The sequence below is a fragment of the Geobacillus sp. FSL K6-0789 genome, assembly GCF_038593135.1.
Classification (GTDB): Bacteria; Bacillota; Bacilli; order Bacillales; family Anoxybacillaceae; genus Geobacillus; species Geobacillus stearothermophilus.
This window is the reverse complement of the sequence record NZ_CP151966.1, coordinates 2,317,022-2,337,672: the sequence shown is the minus strand read 5'-3', so window position 1 is coordinate 2,337,672 and position 20,651 is coordinate 2,317,022. Positions and strand designations below refer to the sequence as shown.

Here is a 20,651-nt window from a genome sequence, read left to right as displayed (position 1 = left end):
CATGAACGACCGGCTGAAGGAAAAGCTGTCCGTGCTCCCGGAACAGCCGGGCTGCTATTTAATGAAAGACAAACACGGAACGGTCATTTACGTCGGCAAGGCGAAGTCGTTGAAGGCGCGCGTCCGCTCGTATTTTACCGGGACGCATGATGGCAAAACGCAGCGGCTTGTGGAGGAAATCGCCGATTTCGAATACATCGTCACCTCGTCAAACGCCGAGGCGCTCATTTTGGAGATGAATTTGATCAAAAAGCATGATCCGAAATACAACGTCATGCTCAAGGATGATAAAAGCTACCCGTTTATTAAAATCACCGCGGAACAACATCCGCGCCTGCTGATCACCCGCAAAGTGAAAAAAGACGGGGGCAAATATTTCGGCCCGTATCCAAACGTGCAGGCGGCGAACGAAACGAAAAAGCTGCTCGACCGCTTATATCCGCTCCGCAAATGTTCGACGCTGCCTTCGCGCGCCTGTTTGTATTACCATATGGGCCAATGCCTCGCCCCGTGCGTCCACCCGGTGTCGGACGAACAAAATAAGGCGATGGTTGAACAAATCGTCCGCTTTTTAAACGGCGGGTATGAAGACGTGAAGCGGGAGTTGGCCGAGAAAATGCACGAGGCGGCGGAAGCGCTCGAGTTTGAACGGGCGAAAGAATACCGCGATCAAATCGCAGCGATTGAGATGACGATGGAAAAGCAAAAAATGATGCTCAACGACTTCATCGACCGCGATGTATTCGGCTATGCGTACGACAAAGGCTGGATGTGCGTGCAAGTGTTTTTCCTCCGCCAAGGAAAGCTGATCGAGCGCGACGTGTCGATCTTCCCGCTTTACCAAGACCCGGATGAGGAAATGCTTACGTTTTTGGGTCAGTTTTATGCGAAAGCGCATCATTTGAAGCCAAAAGAAGTCGTCCTCCCGTCCGACATTGACGGCGAGCTCGCCCGCGAATTGCTCGGCGTTGCCGTCGTCCAGCCGAAAAAAGGGAAGAAAAAAGAGCTTGTTGAGCTGGCGAGCAAAAACGCGGCCATTGCTCTGAAAGAAAAATTTTATTTCATCGAGCGGGACGAAGAACGGACGATCAAAGCGGTCGAACGTCTCGGAGAGCGTCTTGGCATTCCGGCGCCGCGCCGCATCGAGGCGTTTGACAACTCGAACATTTACGGGGCCGATCCGGTCTCGGCGCTTGTCGTTTTCCTCGATGGCAAGCCGGCGAAAAAAGAATACCGGAAATATAAGGTGAAAACGGTCGCGGGGCCGAACGATTATGAAACGATGCGCGAAGTCGTGCGCCGCCGCTATACGCGCGTGTTGAAAGAAGGATTGCCGCTTCCCGATTTGATCATCATCGACGGCGGCAAAGGACACTTGTCGGCGGTGCGGGGTGTGCTCGAAAACGAACTTGGACTGGATGTGCCGCTGGCTGGATTGGCGAAAGACGAAAAACATCGCACATCAGAGCTTTTGGCCGGCGACCCGCCGGATGTCGTGCCGCTTGACCGGCAAAGCCAAGAGTTTTATTTATTGCAGCGCATTCAAGACGAAGTGCACCGGTTTGCGGTCACGTTCCACCGCCAGGCGCGGCAGAAGACGATGTTCCATTCCGTGCTTGATGACATTCCCGGCGTCGGGGAAAAGCGGAAAAAAGCGCTGTTAAACTATTTCGGATCAGTCAAAAAGATGAAAGAGGCGACCGTTGATGAGCTGCAACGGGCGAACATTCCACGGGCGGTGGCGGAGAAAATCTATGAAAAACTGCGTCAACTACCCCCACTTAGCTAACGCTTGAAGTGGGGGCTTGCAACTCCCCAGAAGTGCGAGCGGACTTTGTCCTCCTTCCTTGACTTGGGGTTGCATCAGGGGCAGGTTGACAACTGCCCAACGACACAGGTCATGCCTGCATCGTTACCGATTCTCTCGGTGTGTCTGTTGGCAGTACTTGGCTTCCACACACAACAGACGGACCTACGCTCGATGTTTTGCGGTTGCAACGTTTCCTGCAACCAACTCCATCCATCGAGCAGCCGTGATTGGAGTGCCTTTATTAAACGGTTGTCTCCACATCTTTATTCTATCATACACAAAAGAAAGGGGGAACGCGCATTCCTCTCCCACTTACTCCCTTTGGTCGTTGAAGTGGGAGTCTCCTGCGCGAAATAGGATGAATAATGGCTGAACGGACGCCCGTTTTGCGAGCGGACGCCCGTTCTTTGCATGTCATTCGATCGCCTGCTTCCGATCCCATTTCACCAAAATGCGCGCTTTGCCGTCCCGCTTTGGCGGCAGTTCGACCGCTTCGGTGACGAACCGCTTTTGTTGTTCGATTTGCTGGGCGAGAAATCCAGCCTCAAGCTGGAACGAGCAGCTGCCGTACAAGGAAAAGCGGGCGGCGATGATGGGGCCCGACAGCTCGATATAGAGTTCGTCGTTTCGCTCCTCGCCGGTTGATAGCTCCCCCCAGCCCGCCCGTTCAAAAAATACGGCGACGTCATCGAGCGTTCCGAGCGGGTAGCGCCGCGCCAGCTGTTTGCCGGCCCAGTACAGCAGCGAAGCGGCATCTTTGCCAAGCAGCTCGGGAAGAAGCGAATGGCGAAGCAGCTCAGCCCCGAAGGCGGAAAGCGCAATCGACCCAAACATTTGATATTGGTCCTCTAATGGTGGCTGTTTCATCGTTTTCCCCTCTTTCTATCCATTTCCCCATTATAGCTGAATTGCTGCCGGAGTGCATCCTCTTTCCTAAGGTGGCGCAACTATGAGAATGTTTGAACATTTTGTGTCAGTGTTTTCTTGACGCTTGTACAATGTGGGAGTACAATGAATGTGACAAGCGAATAGGGGAATGGAAGACGTTTCCGTTTCCGCATGGCGAGCGAGAGGGACATATTTTTTATTCAATTGAAGGGGGTTTACATAATGGCAGGGAATCGCGAGTTTTACTATCGCCGGCTCCATTCGCTGCTGGGGGTTGTTCCCGTCGGCATCTTTTTAGTGCAGCACTTGGTCGTCAACCATTTTGCGACCCGTGGGCCGGAAGCGTTTAACCGGGCGGCGGCGTTTATGGAAAACTTGCCGTTCCGCTATTTTCTTGAAATTTTTGTTATTTTTCTTCCATTGTTGTTCCACGCTGTATACGGCATTTATATCGCGTTTACAGCCAAATTCAACACTCGCCAGTACGGCTATTTCCGCAACTGGATGTTCATGCTTCAGCGGATCACCGGCATCATTACATTGATTTTTGTCGTCTGGCATGTGTATGAAACGCGGGTGCATGCTGCATTCGGCGCCGAAGTGAACTACGACATGATGGCCAACATTGTCGACAATCCGTTTATGCTCGGATTTTATATTGTTGGAATCTTGTCCACGGTCTTTCACTTCGCCAACGGCTTATGGTCGTTCTGCGTCAGCTGGGGGTTGACGGTGTCCCCTCGTTCGCAGCAAGTATTTACGTACATTACGATGATCATTTTCATCGCGCTTTCCATTGTCGGCATTCGCGCCATCTTGGCGTTTGCGTAAGACAAGCGTTCCATTCCTAAGGAATGATTCAACGATGAACTGCTGCGTTGGCTCGTGACAAACGTGCTCTAGCCGTTCGCCGAACGATCGCTTGGTCGATGGCGGGCCGGCAAGGCAAAACGTGCGGCATGCAAGCAAAAGCAGCAATCTATTAGGGAGTGAGTAGCTATGAAAAAAGGGAAAATCATCGTTGTTGGCGGTGGGTTGGCCGGTTTGATGGCCACGATTAAAATCGCCGAAGCAGGAGTGCCTGTCGAACTGTTTTCGCTCGTTCCGGTAAAGCGTTCTCACTCCGTCTGTGCCCAAGGCGGCATTAACGGAGCGGTCAACACGAAAGGGGAAGGCGACTCGCCGTGGGAGCATTTTGACGACACCGTCTATGGCGGGGACTTCTTGGCGAACCAGCCTCCGGTCAAAGCGATGTGTGAAGCGGCGCCGGGGATTATTTACATGCTCGATCGGATGGGCGTCATGTTCAACCGGACGCCGGAAGGGTTGCTTGATTTCCGTCGTTTCGGGGGGACGCAGCATCACCGGACCGCCTATGCTGGAGCCACGACCGGGCAGCAAATTTTGTATGCACTTGATGAACAGGTGCGCCGCCATGAAGTGGCCGGGCTCGTCACGAAGTACGAGCATTGGGAGTTTTTAGGCGTCGTTTTGGATGACGAGCAAATTTGCCGCGGCATCGTCGCACAAGATTTGCGGTCCATGGAAATCAAAGCGTTTCCAGCCGATGCCGTCATTTTGGCGACCGGCGGCCCGGGGATCATTTTTGGGAAATCGACGAACTCGGTCATCAACACTGGTTCAGCGGCTTCGATCGCCTATCAGCAAGGCGTTTACTACGCGAACGGCGAGTTCATCCAAATTCACCCGACCGCGATCCCAGGCGATGACAAGCTTCGGTTGATGAGCGAATCGGCGCGCGGGGAAGGCGGACGCATTTGGACGTATAAGGACGGGAAACCGTGGTACTTCCTTGAGGAAAAATATCCGGCTTACGGAAACTTGGTGCCGCGCGACATCGCCGCCCGGGAAATTTTCCACGTCTGCGTCGATTTGAAGCTCGGCATCAACGGCGAAAACATGGTGTATTTGGATTTGTCACATAAAGATCCGAAAGAGTTGGATGTCAAGCTCGGCGGCATTATCGAAATTTACGAGAAGTTCATGGGCGAAGACCCGCGCAAAGTGCCAATGAAGGTGTTCCCGGCCGTTCACTACTCGATGGGCGGCTTATGGGTCGACTATGACCAAATGACGAACATCAAAGGGTTGTTTGCTGCCGGCGAGTGCGATTATTCGATTCACGGCGCGAACCGCCTCGGGGCAAACTCGCTTCTGTCGGCGATTTACGGCGGAATGGTCGCCGGCCCGAACGCCGTCCGCTACATCCGCGGTCTCGAGAAATCGGCCGATGCGATGCCGTCGACGTTATACGACAGCTATGTGAAACGGGAGCAAGAAAAGTGGGAAAACATTTTGGCGATGGACGGCACGGAAAACGCCTATGTGCTGCATAAAGAGCTCGGTGAATGGATGACGGCAAACGTGACGATCGTCCGCTACAACGACCGGTTGCTGAAGACCGATGAGAAAATTCAAGAGCTGATGGAGCGGTATAAAAACATCAGCGTCACCGATACGTCGAGATGGAGCAACCAAGGAGCGACGTTTATCCGCCAGCTGTACAACATGCTGCAGCTCGCCCGCGTCATTACGCTTGGCGCTTACTATCGCAATGAAAGCCGCGGCGCGCACTACAAGCCGGAGTTTCCGGAGCGCAACGACGAAGAATGGCTGAAAACGACGATGGCCCGCTACACGCCAGACGGTCCGGCGTTCCATTATGAAGACGTTGACGTCTCGTTGATTAAACCGCGCAAGCGCGACTACAGCAAAAAGAAAGAGGAAGTGAAGTAAGATGAGCGAGAACAAAACGGTTCGTTTGATCATCACGCGCCAAGATCGTCCGGATTCCGCGCCGTATGAAGAAGAGTTTGTCATTCCGTACCGCCCGAACATGAACGTCATTTCGGCGCTCATGGAAATTCGCCGCAATCCAGTCAACGCCAAAGGGGAAAAAACGACGCCGGTCGCTTGGGAAATGAACTGTCTGGAAGAAGTATGCGGAGCCTGTTCGATGGTCATTAACGGCAAACCGCGCCAGGCGTGCGCCGCGCTCATTGACAAACTCGAGCAGCCGATCCGCCTTGATCCGATGCGCACATTCCCTGTCATCCGCGACTTGGTCATCGATCGGAGCCGGATGTTTGACGCGTTGAAGCGAGTGAAAGCATGGATTCCGATCGACGGAACGTACGACTTGGGTCCGGGGCCGCGCATGCCAGAGCGGAAGCGGCAATGGGCGTACGAGCTGTCCAAATGCATGACATGCGGCGTCTGCCTCGAAGCGTGCCCGAACGTCAACAGCAAGTCGAACTTTATCGGCCCGGCGCCGCTGTCGCAAGTGCGGCTGTTTAACGCCCATCCGACCGGGGCGATGCATAAAGCCGAACGGTTGCGGGCGATTATGGGCGACGGCGGACTGGCCAACTGCGGCAACTCGCAAAACTGCGTGCAATCGTGCCCGAAGGGCATTCCGTTGACGACATCGATCGCGGCGTTAAACCGCGAAACGACGATTCAAATGTTCCGCGATTTCTTTGGCAGCGACGAAGTGTAGCGGCAGAATCAAAATCCCCTTCATTCGAACAGACATGAGGGGGATTTTTTGTTTTGCTGGACAAGCGGCAGCCAACCGTCTCCGGCGAATCGAAAGATAAAGAAGAAAAGGCTCTTCATCACAAAGTGTACTTGAAAAAGAAAGACGATCATGATAAAGAAAAACCAAAACAGCATTTTTTCCTTTTTATACCACACATCTCTTTGAACAACATTGCTATCATGTTTGTCTTTAAAAGTCAAGTACATCTTTTGGTGATGAACCGAAAAAAAAAAGACCCATTTTTCTATTAGATAAGCAAATTTTCGTCACCGCCGTTCTTGCTCTCACATACGATATGGCGAGGAAATACCCATCCGGCAGTTCGGGCCCATTGAGAGCAAGGAGGGTTACAACCGTTGAAGGACAAATCGTTTCAATCGAAGCCGCTTTTGACAAAAAGAGAAAAAGAAGTCTTCGAATTGCTCGTGCAAGACAAGACGACGAAAGAGATCGCCCAAGAGCTGTTTATCAGCGAGAAAACGGTCCGCAACCATATTTCGAATGCGATGCAAAAGCTTGGGGTCAAGGGGCGCTCGCAAGCTGTCATTGAATTGCTTCGAATGGGCGAACTTGAACTATAAACGATGCCGGCTTTCCTTGTTGGACAGCCGGCTGTTATGTTCCCTTGCGGCCGGACGAGGCTTGGCGCCCGTCCGGCCTTCGTGTGCGCCCGGCATGGGTGCAGTCTATAGGGTGAAAGTCCCGAACTGCGAAGGCAGAAGTAGCAGTTAGCTTAACGCAAGGGTGTCTGCGGCGACGCAGAATCTGAAGGAAGCGGGCGGCAAACTTCCGGTCTGAGGAACACGAACTTCATAGGAGGCTGGGTATCATTGGGTGAGTTTGCACGACAAAACGAAGCCCTTTCTGCCGAAGGTGATACCGAGTAAATGAAGCAGATGGATGGAAGGAAAGACTGCACTCTTACCCGGGGAGGTCTGTCCGGGAAGCCAAGTGTAAACTAGCACATTATTTCAGAATCCCTTTTTCAAATTATTTCAGGCGGATTCGGAAATAATGTGCAAAATTTTTGCGGATTGTTCCGGATTTTGCACATTCTTTCGGAACGTTTGCACGCTCTTTCAGATGAAGATTTCCAGCGCGCCTGATGGACCTATGGAAAAGAGAAAGCACAAAAGAGGCCGATTCGGCCCCTTTCGTGCTAATACCCCATTTCCTCTGCGGCCATGCGCACCACTTCTTCGTCAATGGCGTCCTTTTTCAGCTGATACCCGTATAACAGGCACGTCGTGGCCAACGTGTTGATCACCCGAGGCCATCCCCGCGACTGCAGGGCAATCGCCTCTAACGCCGATGGGGTGAAGATCGGATGCTTCGCCCCGGCCTGTTTCATCCGATGTTCGATGTAGCCCGCCACCTCTTCCTTCTCCAGCGGCCCCATCCGGTATCGCATGATGATCCGCTGGTCGAGAGGGCGGTGCTGATTGAGCCGCAGCTTCCCCTGTAAATGGGGCAGCCCGGCCAAAATCAAGACAAATGGGTTGGTCGAATCCATCTCAAAGTTGAACAAGATCGCGATGTCCTGTAAAAATGCATCCTTCGCTAAATGCATCTCATCCAAAATGAACACCGGCGTGATCCGCCGTTCATGATACAATCGCTCGATCGCCTGCTGGATTTGGCGGAAGAGGTCTACCTTGCGGTACTTCGGTTCCTCTCCTAATCCCAAGGCCAGTCCACGGTAAAAATCCATCACGCCTCCGGTGGATAACGGAAAGTAGACGACATGATACAATGATGGATTCAATGACTCTTTCAGCGCCCGAAGGGCGAACGTCTTGCCCGCCCCCGGCTCTCCGATCAACAGCCCGATCCCCCGGGTTCGTTTCACGTACTCCAGCGCCCGCAACGCTTCCTGAAATGACGCCCCTTGATACGCCTCGGACGGGTCTGTTTCTTTCGCAAACGGCTCCCGCGAAAGGGAGTAAAACGATTTATACACCGTGTTCTCCCTCCTTCGCCGGAATCGCCGCAAACGGGGACCGATGGCGTTTTACATAGGCATTGTCCTCCAAACGCACCCGAATGGCTTCCGCCACCCGTTTGCCCTCTTCGTACACATAGACGCCTCGTTCGTCATAGCGGAGCTCAATCGATTGCCCAATGAACCGAGGCGGCACTTCGTATAGCTGTTTATTCAGGGTGATTGTGCCATCGGCTTTCACCTTGCGGTGCTCCCGTTTCAGAAAAATCGCATCCAGCCAATCGCCATCTTCGATGAACGACACGAGATGCACTTGCGATTGAAACACCTCATGCGGCGTTTTTCCGTCCAGTGAGGCGTGCGGTTTTCGATGATACTCCTCTTCAAGCCACTTCCAAAAACGCTCGTTCAACTCGTCAAGCGATTTCGGCGGATTCAGCTCCAACAGTGGATAAAACCGTGTCTGTACGGTGCGGAAGAACCGTTCGATTTTTCCCTTGCTTTGCGGGTCATACGGCTGGGTGTGGATGAGTGTAATCCCCATCTCGGCGCACGCATACTGCAGCACCTCGGACCGATAAATTTTCCCGTTGTCCGAGTAAATGCGTTTCGGCTTCCCGCAACGAAGCACCGCTTCCTTCGTGACGATCCGCAGCCCGTCAAACTTCTCCGAAGGGAAAAATTGGGCATATGGCACTAACCGCGAGCAGTCATCGATATACGCGATCAAAAACGTTTTCTGGGCTTTCCCATGGACGCGAATCGTGGGTCCATGGGATAAGTCCCCTTGCCATAGCTCATTGATCTGGTCATACGCAAAACGCTTTCGCTCCGGCATCGGCAAGATTTCTTTTCCCACCAGGTTGTGTTTTTTCAACAATCGGTATATAGTAAAGTAAGAGGTATGATTTTCTGGGATTTCCCCCTGCTCGATCAGGTGTTCGTAGAACACCGTCACGGGCATGGTGGGATGTTCTTTTCTTAGGGCTAAAATATGATCCTCATCATCGGGCGACAGACGCCTTGAGTGGCCGCGGTCCGAACGGCGCTTCGGCTTTAAGGCGTCAAAGCCCCCTTTTTTGTATCGGGCGCACCAATCCAGAATCGTCTTCGCCGCAATGGGTTTGTCCCCTTGATGAGGAATCGAATGCACTCGCCCGCCCACCTCATTCAAATACGCCTTGGGCTCCACCTGGCCATTCACCAACGGAGCGATCAGCCCGTACCGAAACAGCGCGATGTCGTGTCTCATCGATTCATCCATCCGGATCTCCTCCCTGTCTCCCTGTGATGTTGGACCGTCCCGGTCCCTCTGCCTCCTATCTTACGAAACGGCTCGAGATTCGTCGAGAGGAAGGGTTTGTGGGAACATCAACCATCTCCATTTTTGGTGTTAAGTAGAAAATCAGGAAGCAATTTGATCCGCAAACAGATGCCACCTCTCGTTTGTCCACAGGTCTTGGATGATCGAGCCCACCCCCCGTCCCTCCAAAGTCTGCATCCACCAAACCGCCCGTTCTGTTCTTGCGTTCCCCACAGGGCCGATGATCCCCCACCTTCTCGCCGCCGCGTGATGCAAGCGGGAGAGATTCCGTAAAAATCGTCGGACATAAAATAAGATGACCTCCTTGGTGGGAAAACCAACCTGTTTGGTCTTCGCTCCTCGCCTTGGCGTTTCGAGCCACGTTTTGACCGCTTGCCAAATAACCGATCGTGTATATTGAACATACGGGAGGAGAAAAGAAGGCAGCACACTCACGGTTTTGCGACACTCTTGACAGCGATATCGTGCGATCCAAAGGTGATACTCCCCCTCTGCCGTCAACGCATAACGTTGGTAGTATCCGTGACGATGCAAGGGGCGGCGGGATGAACAGTGGGGGCATTGGTTCACGTCGGGAAAATCGTTCCCTTTCCCACGATCCGTATACGTTTGAATGTCAATGCCAAAGTCGTGAAACTGGATCACACTTCCTCCCCCTCATTGAAACGAATGGAAATCTTTGTCCGAAACAATTCACAAAAAATTTAGCACATTCCTTCAGAAAAGGGGAGAGGGCTTTCTGAAAGAATGTGCAAAAAAATGGGTGTTTTGTGCTGAAATAAAATGATAATTTACAGCCAAGTGCGCTTGGCAACCGTTGGAGCGATCCAACGCTGAACGGACAGAAGTCAGCAGAGGTCATAGTACCCGTCTAGCTTAAGATAGAAGGGGAAGGACCGAACCATGAAGGAGAACGGCCACTAGGCGTTCATCTTCTTTGATGAAGCAGATAACCCGAAAGGGCCTGCTTGAGGGGGAAATGGTGAAGTCCATGGGGAACCTCAAGAGGGTGGAGAAGAAGATGGCACAAATAGAACGGACCGTTCACGTAGAGAGGAAGAATCGGAATGTGGATGAAACAGGTATTGTCACGGGAGAATCTCCTGCGAGCACTCAAACAAGTGGAAAAGAATAAAGGGTCCCATGGAACCGATGGAATGTCCGTCAAAGACCTGCGAAGACACCTCGTGGAACATTGGGACGCGATACGGCACGCTTTAGAAGAAGGGACCTACGAACCTTGCCCGGTCCGACGGGTCGAAATCCCGAAACCGAACGGAGGAGTCAGGTTACTAGGAATCCCGACCGTGACAGACCGGTTCATCCAACAGGCCATCGCCCAAGTGCTCACGCCGATCTTTGACCCATCCTTTTCGGAACACAGCTACGGGTTTCGTCCCGGTCGAAGAGGACACGACGCGGTGAAAAAGGCGAAGCAGTATATTCAGGAAGGATATACATGGGTGGTAGATATCGACTTGGAAAAGTTCTTTGATCGAGTCAACCATGACAAACTGATGGGGATATTAGCGAAACGAATTCCAGACAAAATCCTCCTAAAGTTGATACGGAAGTATCTACAGGCAGGGGTCATGATCAACGGGGTGGTCATGGAAACACAAGAGGGGACTCCACAAGGAGGGCCGCTCAGTCCACTCCTGTCCAACATTCTCCTGGATGAGCTGGACAAAGAATTGGAAAAACGAGGGCACAAGTTTGTACGGTATGCGGATGACTGCAATATCTACGTAAGGACGAAGAAGGCCGGGGAACGGGTGATGAAATCGATCACGGCATTCATCGAAAAGAAACTCCGGCTGAAAGTCAACGAAACCAAATCGGCAGTGGATCGTCCGTGGAGGAGAAAATTCCTCGGTTTTAGCTTCACCCCAAGTAAGGAGCCAAAAATCCGAATTGCAAAGGAAAGCATTCGGCGCATGAAGCAAAGGATACGCACCATGACGAGCCGATCGAAACCGATTCCCATGCCCGAACGAATCGAACAGCTCAATCAATACATTCTGGGATGGTGTGGATACTTTTCGCTAGCAGAGACCCCAAGTGTGTTCAAAGAACTAGATGGATGGATTCGACGAAGGCTGCGCATGTGCCAATGGAAAGAGTGGAAACTTCCGAGAACCAGAGTCCGAAAACTGCAAAGTTTAGGAGTGCCCAAGCAGAAAGCATATGAATGGGGAAACACTCGGAAGAAATATTGGAGAGTGGCCGCCAGTCCCATCCTGCATAAAGCCCTTGGCAACTCCTATTGGGAGAGCCAAGGGCTGAAGAGTCTTTATCAACGATATGAATCTCTGCGTCAGACTTAATGGAACCGCCGTATACCGAACGGTACGTACGGTGGTGTGAGAGGACGAGGGTTAGTCACCCTCTCCTACTCGATCCGCGGCGGCCGCCGCATTTTTTTGTTGATTATCTTTGCCGGTGTTGTAAAATGAAAAGTAAGAATAGCTGTCGACGCAAGCCGCCGTTTGAGGCTGGCCGCGGAAACGATCAAGGAGAGATGGTATGCCGTCTGCGATGAATGAACAAACGGTCGCCGAGTTGGAAAAATTGCTTCGTTATATCGCCGCCAATTTGAAACAGCGCGGCCGTGAAATTTTAACCAACTATCCGATCACCCCACCGCAATTTGTCGCCCTGCAGTGGCTGCTTGAAGAAGGGGACTTGACGGTCGGCGAGTTATCGAACAAAATGTATTTGGCGTGCAGCACGACGACCGACTTGGTCGACCGTATGGAGCGGAACGGACTTGTCGCCAGAGTCCGCGATGAACACGACCGCCGCGTCGTCCGCATTCACTTGTTGGAAAAAGGCGAGCGCATCATTGAGGAAGTGATTGAAAAACGCCAGAGAGATTTAGCTAAAGTGTTGGAAAATTTTTCTGAAGAGGAAATCGTTCTCTTTGAGCGTTGTTTGCGCAAATTGCATCAAGAAATGACGAAAGAATGAGGCGATCACTTGGAAAGAGCAATTGGTGTCATTGACTCAGGAGTCGGCGGTTTGACCGTCGCCAAAGAAATTATGAGGCAGCTGCCGAAAGAACAAATTATTTACTTAGGCGACACCGCCCGTTGCCCGTATGGGCCGCGGCCGGTGGAAGAAGTCCGGCGATTTACGTGGCAAATGATTGATTACTTGCGGCAATATCCCTTGAAAATGCTTGTTATCGCCTGCAACACCGCGACGGCGGTCGCGCTTGACGACGTGCGGGCGAAGCTTGACATTCCTGTGCTTGGCGTTATTCATCCCGGCGCTCGCGCCGCCCTGAAAGCGACTAGGCGCGGGCACATCGGCGTCATCGGCACGATTGGCACGATCCGAAGCCGGGCGTATGAAAAGGCGCTTCAATCCATCAATCCGCGCGTCCAAGTCGAGAGCTTGGCCTGTCCGAAATTCGTTCCGCTTGTGGAAAGCGGCGACTTTGAAGGGCAGGAGGCGATGGCGATCGTCGCCGAATCGCTCGCTCCGCTCCGTCCGCTGCCGATCGATGTGCTGATTTTAGGCTGCACGCATTATCCGTTGCTCGCGCCGCTCATTCGCACGTATATGGGCAAACGCGTGAAGCTCATTTGCTCGGGCGGTGAGACGGCTCGTGAAGTGAGCGCGATTTTGCACCACAGCCAGCTCCTTTACACCGGCGAGCGCGAACCGGAGCATTTGTTTTTCACGACCGGGCCGAAAGAGCTGTTTGAAAAGATTTCCGGGAAGTGGTTTGGCAAGCCGATCGGCACGGTCGAAGCGATTCGGCTGTAACCAACAAATCCTTTAGCGTCCATGCGCTAAAGGATTTTTTTTATTCTATTTTGGAAAACGGCTCGTATACATAGTAGTACAAACTACGAGTAGGAGGGAACGTCAATGAAACGGACGACTCACATATGGGCGGCGCCGCTGCTCGCCTCGCTGTTGTTGCTTGGCGGCTGCGGTTTGTTTGGGCGAGATGAGGCGGTGAAGGAGATCGATCCGCCGCAAGAGACGAGTTATGTCAAAGACGGCCAAGCGCTTCAGGAAGCGACGGAAAGCCAAAAGGAAGGGAAAGAGGAAGCGAAGGCCACCGAGACGGTGAAAAGAGAGCTGTACTTGATTGACAAAAACGGCTTTGTCGTGCCGCAAACAGTGGAATTGCCGAAAACGCAGGCCGTGGCGAAACAAGTACTCGAATATTTGGTTGAAGACGGACCCGTGTCAGAAATGTTACCGAACGGCTTCCGCGCGGTTATTCCGGCCGGAACGACGGTGCTTGGCACAAAATTGGAAAAAGACGGAACGTTGATCGCTGACTTTTCGCCGGAATTTAAAAACTATAAGCCGGAGGACGAAAAACGAATTTTGCAGTCCATTACGTGGACATTGACGCAATTTGACAATATCAAGCGCGTCAAAATCCGCATCAACGGCTACGATCAAAACGTGATGCCGGTCAATAAAACGCCGATCCAAGATGGGGTAAGCCGCGCCGATGGCATCAATATGGAAGCGAACGGCGTGCCAGACATTACGAATACGCATCCGGTCACCGTTTATTTTGTCGCCCAACAAGGGAACAGCACATACTATGTGCCGGTGACACGGCGTGTGTCCAATAAGGAGAAAGATGATATTGCCGCGGCCGTCAACGAACTGATTCAAGGACCAGAGCAAGGGAGCGGGCTTGTCGGCGTCTTTCAGCCGGACGCGAAGCTTGTCGATGCCCCGAAATACGAGGATGGCAAAGTGACGCTCAACTTTAACGAAGGCATTTATGGAAGCAACAAGAAAAATGTCATTTCCGACGTCGTGTTGAATTCTCTCGTTTTGTCGCTCACGGAGCAAAAAGGAGTCGAAAGCGTGGCGATCACCGTCAATGGCAAAGCCAATCTTGTCACGGAAGATGGCAAGCCGCTCACCAAACCGGTCGCTCGGCCGCAAAACGTCAATACCGGGTCGTTTTAACATCTTTCCGAAAGAAGTCTCCCGCTTCTCAGCAAAGTGAAAGTGGGAGATGAATGTCGGTTGGCGTTAGCCAACGAATAGGATAAAATAAGGTTAGAACGGACCCCTTCGGAACGAAGGAAAGTGTAAAGGGTTCTTGTGTGTGGCTTACCGTTCGGCGAACACGCACAAGTCGCTTGAAGCCCCCGCCTCTAAGCGAAGCGTAAGTGGTGGGGTGTTCACCCAAGCTGGAAACGAATAGGCTGTTATGGTATAACAAAGAGGTGGAAGCGTGCTCCGCCTCTTTGTTTTTTGGCAACGGCGGCACGGAGTCGTGATGCAAGGAAGGAGGCAGGACCGACCGGCTCCTGCTGGCAAACGGGAAGGAAAAAGGAGGAAGAGTGAATGAGAGCAGACGGACGACATAACCGTGAGCTGCGCCCTGTACATATACAGCCGCATTATGTGAAACATGCCGAAGGGTCCGTGTTGATTGAAATCGGCGACACGAAAGTGATTTGCACGGCGACGGTGGAAGAAAAAGTGCCGCCGTTTATGCGCGGCGGCGGAAAAGGATGGATCACCGCCGAATATGGGATGTTGCCGCGGGCGACAGAGCAGCGGAATGCGAGGGAGGCAAGCAAAGGGAAAGTGTCGGGGAGGACGATGGAAATTCAACGCCTGATCGGCCGCGCGCTCCGCTCGGTCGTTGAATTGGAGCGGCTTGGCGAACGAACGGTTTGGATCGATTGCGACGTCATTCAGGCGGACGGCGGAACGCGCACCGCCTCGATCACCGGCGGCTACGTGGCGCTCGTGCTGGCGCTTTCCAAGTTCGTTGACGAAGGGAAGCTCGAGGCGCTTCCAATCCGCGATTTTCTTGCCGCTACGTCCGTTGGCATCGATCCGGAGCATGGCGTTGTGCTCGATTTGAATTACGATGAAGACGCGCGGGCAAAAGTCGATATGAACGTCGTCATGACCGGATCCGGCCAGTTTGTTGAAATTCAAGGGACCGGGGAAGAAGCGACTTTTTCTCGCGCCGAGCTCGATGAATTGCTTGAGGCGGCGCACATCGGCATTGAACAGCTGATCGCCGTGCAGCGCCGCGTTTTGGGCGATTGGGCGGCTCGCATCGGGACGAAGCAAGAAGCGAAGCAGGAGGAGGGGACAGAGTGAACAAGATTGTGATCGCGACGAAAAATGCCGGAAAAGTGCGCGAATTTGCCGCTTTGTTTGCGAAGCGGGGCATCGACGTCAAATCGCTGCTTGATTTTCCGGACGTTCCGGACGTCGAGGAGACGGGAAGCACGTTTGCCGAAAACGCCCGGTTAAAAGCGGAAGCCATATCTCACCGTTTCGGCTGCCCGGTGATCGCCGATGATTCGGGGCTGGTGGTCGATGCGCTCGGCGGCCGGCCGGGCGTCTATTCAGCCCGCTATGCCGGTGAAGACAAAAACGATGCGCGCAACATCGCGAAGCTGCTTCACGAGTTGGAAGGCGTGCCGATGGAACAGCGCACCGCCCGGTTTCATTGCGCACTGGCGGTCGCCATCCCCGGGCGGCCGACGGCCGTTGTGGAGGCGGCGTGCGAAGGGTACATCGCCGAAGCGCCGCGGGGAGAAGGCGGTTTTGGCTATGACCCCGTCTTTTATCTTCCGGAAAAGGGGAAGACGATGGCGGAACTCACCCCGGAAGAGAAAAATGAGATCAGCCACCGGGCGAAGGCGCTGGCCAAGCTTGACGAGCAATGGGATGACATCATGGGAGGGGAGGGACGGATGGAATGAAAGCGGTCGTTGTAAGCGACAGCCACGGGCTCAGCGGCGAACTCTCCGCCATTGTCGAGCGCCATCGCCATGAAGCCGATCTGTTTATTCATTGCGGCGATTCCGAGCTGTCGGCTCAAGCGGCCGAACTTGCTCCATTTGTCGTCGTGCGCGGCAACTGCGATTTCGCGGCGTTTCCGAATGAGCGGACCGAGGAGGCGGAAGGCCTTCGCTTTCTCATCACGCACGGCCATTTGTACGGCGTCAAAACGTCGCTGCTGCGCCTCTACTACCGGGCGAAAGAAACGAGCGCCCATGTCGTTTGTTTCGGCCATTCCCACCTGGCTGGGGCCGAGCAAATCGAGGGGGTGCTGTTCATCAATCCCGGCAGCATCGCCTTGCCGCGCGGGAGAAAAGAAAGAACGTACGCGGTGCTGACCGCTGCAAACGGCCGGGCGACAGTGGAATTTTACGACACAGCAGGGAAGCCGGTCCCAGGCTTGCAACAAACGTTTTCCATCTAGGCGGACAAAGCGTCCGTCTTTTTCGTTTTCCGGACGTTTTCAAGAGGCCGGCGGGTTTCTCGAGCCGGAGGCGTTGCGTTGCTTTTGCGAATGGGGAAACATAGCTTCTTCCCTCTTCACTGCTAGGCGAAGAAAAAATTTTTTTAAACGGCAAATCCTTGATTCTATCAAATTGTAAGCGTATACAAGCAGTTCGACGAATCGAAATTTTCAAAAAAAGTTATTGACGGCGCGGTCGTTTCGGATTATTATAATTTTCAAACAAAAGAAACGATTCAAACGCATCGCCGAGCCGTTTAAAGCAACCGTTGACTGATCAAGGAAGAGGGGAACCGAAGTGGGCGAACAATGGATCTTTTTAAACGGAGAATTTGTGACAAAAGAAAACGCCAAAATTTCCGTGTATGACCATGGATTTTTGTATGGGGACGGCGTATTTGAAGGCATTCGCGTCTACAGCGGCAACGTCTTCCGTCTTGAGGAGCACATAGATCGGCTGTACAATTCGGCCAAGTCAATTTTGCTCGACATTCCATATACGAAGGACGAAATGATCGGCCATGTGCTTGAAACTGTCCGCCGCAACGGCTATCAGGATGCATACATTCGCTTAGTCGTTTCGCGCGGGGTCGGCGATTTGGGCCTTGACCCGTACAAATGCAAAACGCCGCAAATCGTGATTATCGTCGAGCCGCTCGCGCTCTTCCCGAAGCATTTATATGAAACCGGCATCGAAGTGGTGACAGTGGCGACGCGCCGCAACCGCTCTGATGTATTGAGCCCGAAAGTCAAATCGCTCAACTACCTAAACAATGTGCTTGTCAAAATCGAGGCGCATTTGGCGAACGTAAGCGAAGCGCTGATCTTAAACGATCAAGGCTATGTCGCGGAAGGTTCGGGAGACAATGTTTTCATCATCAAAAACGGCGTCATTTACACGCCGCCTGGGTATGTCGGGGCGCTGGAAGGCATCACGCGTCAGGCGATTATGGAAATTGCCGTTGATCTCGGCTATACGGTGAAAGAGGAGCCGTTCACCCGCCATGACGTGTATGTGGCAGATGAAGTGTTTTTAACCGGGACGGCAGCCGAAGTCATTTCCGTCATTAAAGTCGATGGCCGGACGATCGGCGACGGGACGCCGGGTCCGCATACGAAGCGGCTGCTTGAAGAATTCCGCCGCCGCGTAGTCGTCGAAGGAGTAAAGGTGTATCCGACGAACGCCAATGTCAGTTGAGCAAGAATGACAACCATATAGCGAGAAAGCGTTGACGAGGATAAGTAGTCAGCGGGGCCAACATCCACAGAGAGCCGGGGGAGCTGCGAACCGGTGATGTTGCCGCTTGATGAACTCACCTCCGAGCGCCGGCTTGAACGCAGATTCGCCAGTAGGGCCGGACGGGTGGGGATGTGCGCTTCACCCGTTACAAAAAACGAGCAGCCGGCTTCGGCTGGCTGCTCCTGAGGCGGCCGTCATGGCCGTGAAGAAGGGTGGTACCGCGGAAAGGAACCTTTTCGCCCCTTTGGCTGGAAATGCCAGTCATGGTGGGTGAAAAGGTTTTTTATATGAATCACAACCAACGGGGAGGATCGACGATGGCAAAGATGAACGTGGAGGAGCAGACGAAGACGAAGATGAGCGGGTCGATGATGTTGATCGAAGCGCTGAAGGCGGAGCAAGTCGAAGTCATTTTCGGCTATCCGGGCGGCGCGGTGCTTCCGCTTTACGATGAGCTGTATAAAGCCGGTGTGTTTCACGTCTTGACGCGGCACGAGCAGGGAGCCATTCATGCGGCGGAAGGGTACGCGCGCATTTCGGGAAAACCGGGGGTCGTCATCGCGACATCGGGGCCGGGAGCGACCAACATCGTCACCGGACTGACCGACGCCATGATGGATTCGTTGCCGCTCGTCGTGTTCACTGGGCAAGTAGCGACGAGCGTCATCGGCTCGGACGCCTTTCAGGAAGCCGATGTCGTCGGGATTACGATGCCGATTACGAAACACAACTACCAAGTGCGCGACATCAGTGAGCTGCCGAAAATCATCAAAGAGGCGTTCCACATCGCAACGACTGGACGACCGGGACCGGTGTTGATCGATATTCCGAAAGACATCACAACGGCCGAAGGGGAATTCGATTACGATGAAGAAGTTTGCTTGCCTGGGTATCAGCCGACGACACAGCCGAACCATTGGCAAATCCGCCGTCTTGTCGAGGCGGTCAGCCAGTCGAAGCGGCCGGTCATTTTAGCCGGCGCCGGCGTCTTGCACGCCGACGCGGCAAACGAATTGCGGCAGTACGCCGAGCAGCAAAACATTCCGGTCGTTCATACGCTTCTTGGCCTTGGCGGCTTCCCAGCAGACCATCCGCTTTTCTTGGGGATGGCGGGCATGCACGGGACGTACACGGCGAACATGGCGCTCTATGAGTGCGATTTGCTTATCAACATCGGCGCCCGTTTTGCCGACCGGGTCACTGGCAACTTGAAATACTTCGCGCCAAAGGCGACTGTCGCTCATATCGACATCGACCCGGCGGAAATCGGCAAAAACGTGCCGACCAAAATTCCGATTGTCAGCGACGCCAAAGCGGCGCTGCAGGAACTGATCGCCCAGCAAGGCAAACCGGCTGACAACGCGGCGTGGCTCGAACAGCTCAATGAGTGGAAGCGGCGCTTCCCGCTCCATTACGAGCCGGAAGCCGGGACGATCAAGCCGCAAAAGCTTATCGAAATGATTTACGAATTGACAAATGGCGAAGCGATCGTCACAACGGACGTCGGCCAGCACCAAATGTGGGCGGCGCAATATTACAAGTTCAATCGACCGAACCGGTGGGTGACGTCCGGGGGGCTCGGCACGATGGGCTTTGGGCTTCCGGCAGCGATCGGCGCCCAGCTGGCGGATCGGAGCGCGACCGTCGTTTCCATCGTCGGCGACGGCGGTTTCCAAATGACGCTTCAAGAGCTGTCGGTCATTCAAGAGCTGGGGTTGCCAATTAAAATCGTCATCGTCAACAACCAGGCGCTCGGCATGGTGCGGCAATGGCAGGAGCTGTTTTACGAAAAACGGTACTCCCATTCGCTCATCCCGAATCATCCGGATTTTGTAAAACTCGCTGAAGCATACGGCATACCGGGGCTGCGGGCGAAGACGGAGGCGGAAGCAGCTGAAGTGTTAAAACAAGCGTTTGCGATGGACGGCCCGGTGCTGTTGGATTTCCACGTCCGCGCCGACGAGAACGTGTATCCGATGGTGTCGCCTGGCAAAGGGCTTCATGAAATGGTGGGGGTGAAAGCGTGCGAAGAATGATCACGATGACGGTCAACAACCGCCCGGGCGTGTTAAACCGCATCACCGGGCTGTTTACGAAGCGGCATTACAATATCGAAAGCATCACCGTCGGGCATACGGAAATCGATGGAGTCTCGCGGATGACATTTGTCGTCAATGTCGACGACGAACGGACCGCGGAACAAATTATCAAACTGCTAAACAAGCAGATCGATGTATTGAAAGTCAATGACATCACGGATCAGGCGATCGTCGCCCGTGAGCTGGCGCTTGTGAAAGTGTCGGCTGCTCCGGCGATCCGCCAAGAAATCTACACGCTCATTGAGCCGTTCCGCGCCTCGATCGTCGACGTCAGCAAAGACAGCCTCGTCATTCAAGTCACCGGCGAGCCGGAAAAAGTCGAGGCGTTGATTGAGCTGTTGCGCCCCTATGGCATCAAAGAAGTGGCGCGCACCGGTACGACCGCGTTCACCCGCGGGGCGCAAAAAGCGGCAGCCAACCAGAAAACGGCGTTTATCATTTAACGGCCGCTGTCTCCGTTGCAACGATCGTTGTCAAAACATTGTCGATACGAATAACCGCGCCTGTGCGCAATGAGGGCGC

General features: G+C 53.6%; 20 protein-coding genes and 1 other annotated feature. Of the genes, 16 read left to right on the top strand and 4 right to left on the bottom strand.

The annotated features are described in order from the left end of the window. Position 1 precedes the first annotated feature (1 nt). The gene (gene uvrC, locus NSQ51_RS12345; RefSeq protein ID WP_121649963.1) at positions 2-1,789 is read left to right on the top strand and encodes an excinuclease ABC subunit UvrC; all 1,788 of its coding nucleotides are present in this window, start codon (positions 2-4) and stop codon (positions 1,787-1,789) included. 435 nt (positions 1,790-2,224) lie between these two features. Here the strand turns inward: uvrC and NSQ51_RS12340 are convergent, their stop codons facing one another. Next, a complete protein-coding gene (locus NSQ51_RS12340) occupies positions 2,225-2,677 on the bottom strand; it encodes a YslB family protein (RefSeq protein WP_013144566.1) in 453 nt (150 codons plus the stop codon). A 243-nt stretch (positions 2,678-2,920) separates the two neighbouring features. On the opposite strand from NSQ51_RS12340, the gene NSQ51_RS12335 reads away from it, so the two are divergent. The 5 genes from NSQ51_RS12335 (at position 2,921) to NSQ51_RS12315 (ending at position 6,841) form a co-directional block, all read left to right on the top strand. Then, positions 2,921-3,529 (top strand): succinate dehydrogenase cytochrome b558 subunit, encoded by a 609-nt coding sequence (locus NSQ51_RS12335; RefSeq protein WP_049626561.1) that lies wholly within the window; start codon positions 2,921-2,923, stop codon positions 3,527-3,529. Positions 3,530-3,697: 168 nt separating this feature from the next. Beyond that, positions 3,698-5,455 (top strand): succinate dehydrogenase flavoprotein subunit, encoded by a 1,758-nt coding sequence (gene sdhA / locus NSQ51_RS12330; protein ID WP_015375539.1) that lies wholly within the window; start codon positions 3,698-3,700, stop codon positions 5,453-5,455. Between the two features lies 1 nt (position 5,456). Then, a complete protein-coding gene (gene sdhB, locus NSQ51_RS12325) occupies positions 5,457-6,218 on the top strand; it encodes a succinate dehydrogenase iron-sulfur subunit (protein WP_049626560.1) in 762 nt (253 codons plus the stop codon). 53 nt (positions 6,219-6,271) lie between these two features. Beyond that, a complete protein-coding gene (locus NSQ51_RS12320) occupies positions 6,272-6,511 on the top strand; it encodes a hypothetical protein (RefSeq protein WP_049626559.1) in 240 nt (79 codons plus the stop codon). A gap of 105 nt (positions 6,512-6,616) precedes the next feature. Beyond that, complete coding sequence (locus NSQ51_RS12315; protein WP_020754265.1) at positions 6,617-6,841, top strand: response regulator transcription factor; 225 nt, start codon at positions 6,617-6,619, stop codon at positions 6,839-6,841. 578 nt (positions 6,842-7,419) lie between these two features. Here NSQ51_RS12315 and NSQ51_RS12310 read toward each other — a convergent pair. The 3 genes from NSQ51_RS12310 to NSQ51_RS12300 all read right to left on the bottom strand — a co-directional run bounded on the left by NSQ51_RS12310 (position 7,420) and on the right by NSQ51_RS12300 (position 10,171). Continuing rightward, positions 7,420-8,220, bottom strand: a complete 801-nt coding sequence (locus tag NSQ51_RS12310; RefSeq protein ID WP_064213564.1) for an AAA family ATPase — start codon at positions 8,218-8,220, stop codon at positions 7,420-7,422. Then, positions 8,213-9,466 carry an IS481 family transposase gene (locus tag NSQ51_RS12305; RefSeq protein WP_342462687.1) on the bottom strand — a complete coding sequence of 418 codons (1,254 nt, stop codon included), beginning with the start codon at positions 9,464-9,466 and terminating at the stop codon, positions 8,213-8,215. The genes NSQ51_RS12310 and NSQ51_RS12305 overlap by 8 nt, the downstream gene beginning before the upstream one ends. Positions 9,467-9,607: 141 nt before the next feature. After that, complete coding sequence (locus NSQ51_RS12300; RefSeq protein ID WP_033011559.1) at positions 9,608-10,171, bottom strand: DUF6431 domain-containing protein; 564 nt, start codon at positions 10,169-10,171, stop codon at positions 9,608-9,610. Between the two features lie 422 nt (positions 10,172-10,593). On the opposite strand from NSQ51_RS12300, the gene ltrA reads away from it, so the two are divergent. From ltrA to ilvN, 10 genes are all read left to right on the top strand, one after another. Continuing rightward, complete coding sequence (gene ltrA, locus NSQ51_RS12295) at positions 10,594-11,853, top strand: group II intron reverse transcriptase/maturase (RefSeq protein WP_020754699.1); 1,260 nt, start codon at positions 10,594-10,596, stop codon at positions 11,851-11,853. 199 nt (positions 11,854-12,052) lie between these two features. Continuing rightward, positions 12,053-12,496, top strand: a complete 444-nt coding sequence (locus NSQ51_RS12290; RefSeq protein ID WP_015375537.1) for a MarR family transcriptional regulator — start codon at positions 12,053-12,055, stop codon at positions 12,494-12,496. A 9-nt stretch (positions 12,497-12,505) separates the two neighbouring features. Beyond that, complete coding sequence (gene racE / locus NSQ51_RS12285) at positions 12,506-13,300, top strand: glutamate racemase (protein WP_011232143.1); 795 nt, start codon at positions 12,506-12,508, stop codon at positions 13,298-13,300. Positions 13,301-13,405: 105 nt separating this feature from the next. Then, a complete protein-coding gene (locus NSQ51_RS12280; RefSeq protein WP_049626412.1) occupies positions 13,406-14,479 on the top strand; it encodes a GerMN domain-containing protein in 1,074 nt (357 codons plus the stop codon). Between the two features lie 384 nt (positions 14,480-14,863). Further along, positions 14,864-15,637 (top strand): ribonuclease PH, encoded by a 774-nt coding sequence (rph, locus tag NSQ51_RS12275; protein ID WP_033010643.1) that lies wholly within the window; start codon positions 14,864-14,866, stop codon positions 15,635-15,637. After that, positions 15,634-16,248: an XTP/dITP diphosphatase gene (locus tag NSQ51_RS12270; protein ID WP_033014340.1), complete on the top strand. Its 615-nt coding sequence runs from the start codon at positions 15,634-15,636 to the stop codon at positions 16,246-16,248. Before rph ends, NSQ51_RS12270 begins: the two co-directional genes overlap by 4 nt. Beyond that, positions 16,245-16,751, top strand: coding sequence for a metallophosphoesterase (locus NSQ51_RS12265; RefSeq protein WP_033014339.1), 507 nt, complete (start codon positions 16,245-16,247; stop codon positions 16,749-16,751). The genes NSQ51_RS12270 and NSQ51_RS12265 overlap by 4 nt, the downstream gene beginning before the upstream one ends. 337 nt (positions 16,752-17,088) lie before the next feature. Next, entirely contained in the window at positions 17,089-17,988 is a 900-nt protein-coding gene (gene ilvE / locus NSQ51_RS12260; RefSeq protein ID WP_033010640.1) for a branched-chain-amino-acid transaminase, read from the top strand. Positions 17,989-18,010: 22 nt separating this feature from the next. Then, positions 18,011-18,277: a binding site (T-box leader), on the top strand. A gap of 70 nt (positions 18,278-18,347) precedes the next feature. Beyond that, entirely contained in the window at positions 18,348-20,066 is a 1,719-nt protein-coding gene (gene ilvB, locus NSQ51_RS12255; RefSeq protein WP_033014347.1) for an acetolactate synthase large subunit, read from the top strand. Next, positions 20,054-20,572: an acetolactate synthase small subunit gene (gene ilvN, locus NSQ51_RS12250; RefSeq protein WP_033014338.1), complete on the top strand. Its 519-nt coding sequence runs from the start codon at positions 20,054-20,056 to the stop codon at positions 20,570-20,572. The genes ilvB and ilvN overlap by 13 nt, the downstream gene beginning before the upstream one ends. Positions 20,573-20,651: the final 79 nt, after the last annotated feature.

Excerpts from the sequence above, each read along its gene's own strand:
- uvrC (WP_121649963.1), top strand. The coding sequence starts at position 2 with ATGAACGACCGGCTGAAGGAAAAGCTGTCCGTGCTCCCGGAACAGCCG.
- NSQ51_RS12340 (WP_013144566.1), bottom strand. The coding sequence starts at position 2,677 with ATGAAACAGCCACCATTAGAGGACCAATATCAAATGTTTGGGTCGATT.
- NSQ51_RS12335 (WP_049626561.1), top strand. The coding sequence starts at position 2,921 with ATGGCAGGGAATCGCGAGTTTTACTATCGCCGGCTCCATTCGCTGCTG.
- sdhA (WP_015375539.1), top strand. The coding sequence starts at position 3,698 with ATGAAAAAAGGGAAAATCATCGTTGTTGGCGGTGGGTTGGCCGGTTTG.
- sdhB (WP_049626560.1), top strand. The coding sequence starts at position 5,457 with ATGAGCGAGAACAAAACGGTTCGTTTGATCATCACGCGCCAAGATCGT.
- NSQ51_RS12305 (WP_342462687.1), bottom strand. The coding sequence starts at position 9,466 with ATGGATGAATCGATGAGACACGACATCGCGCTGTTTCGGTACGGGCTG.
- ltrA (WP_020754699.1), top strand. The coding sequence starts at position 10,594 with ATGTGGATGAAACAGGTATTGTCACGGGAGAATCTCCTGCGAGCACTC.
- NSQ51_RS12290 (WP_015375537.1), top strand. The coding sequence starts at position 12,053 with ATGCCGTCTGCGATGAATGAACAAACGGTCGCCGAGTTGGAAAAATTG.
- NSQ51_RS12280 (WP_049626412.1), top strand. The coding sequence starts at position 13,406 with ATGAAACGGACGACTCACATATGGGCGGCGCCGCTGCTCGCCTCGCTG.
- rph (WP_033010643.1), top strand. The coding sequence starts at position 14,864 with ATGAGAGCAGACGGACGACATAACCGTGAGCTGCGCCCTGTACATATA.
- NSQ51_RS12265 (WP_033014339.1), top strand. The coding sequence starts at position 16,245 with ATGAAAGCGGTCGTTGTAAGCGACAGCCACGGGCTCAGCGGCGAACTC.
- ilvB (WP_033014347.1), top strand. The coding sequence starts at position 18,348 with ATGGCAAAGATGAACGTGGAGGAGCAGACGAAGACGAAGATGAGCGGG.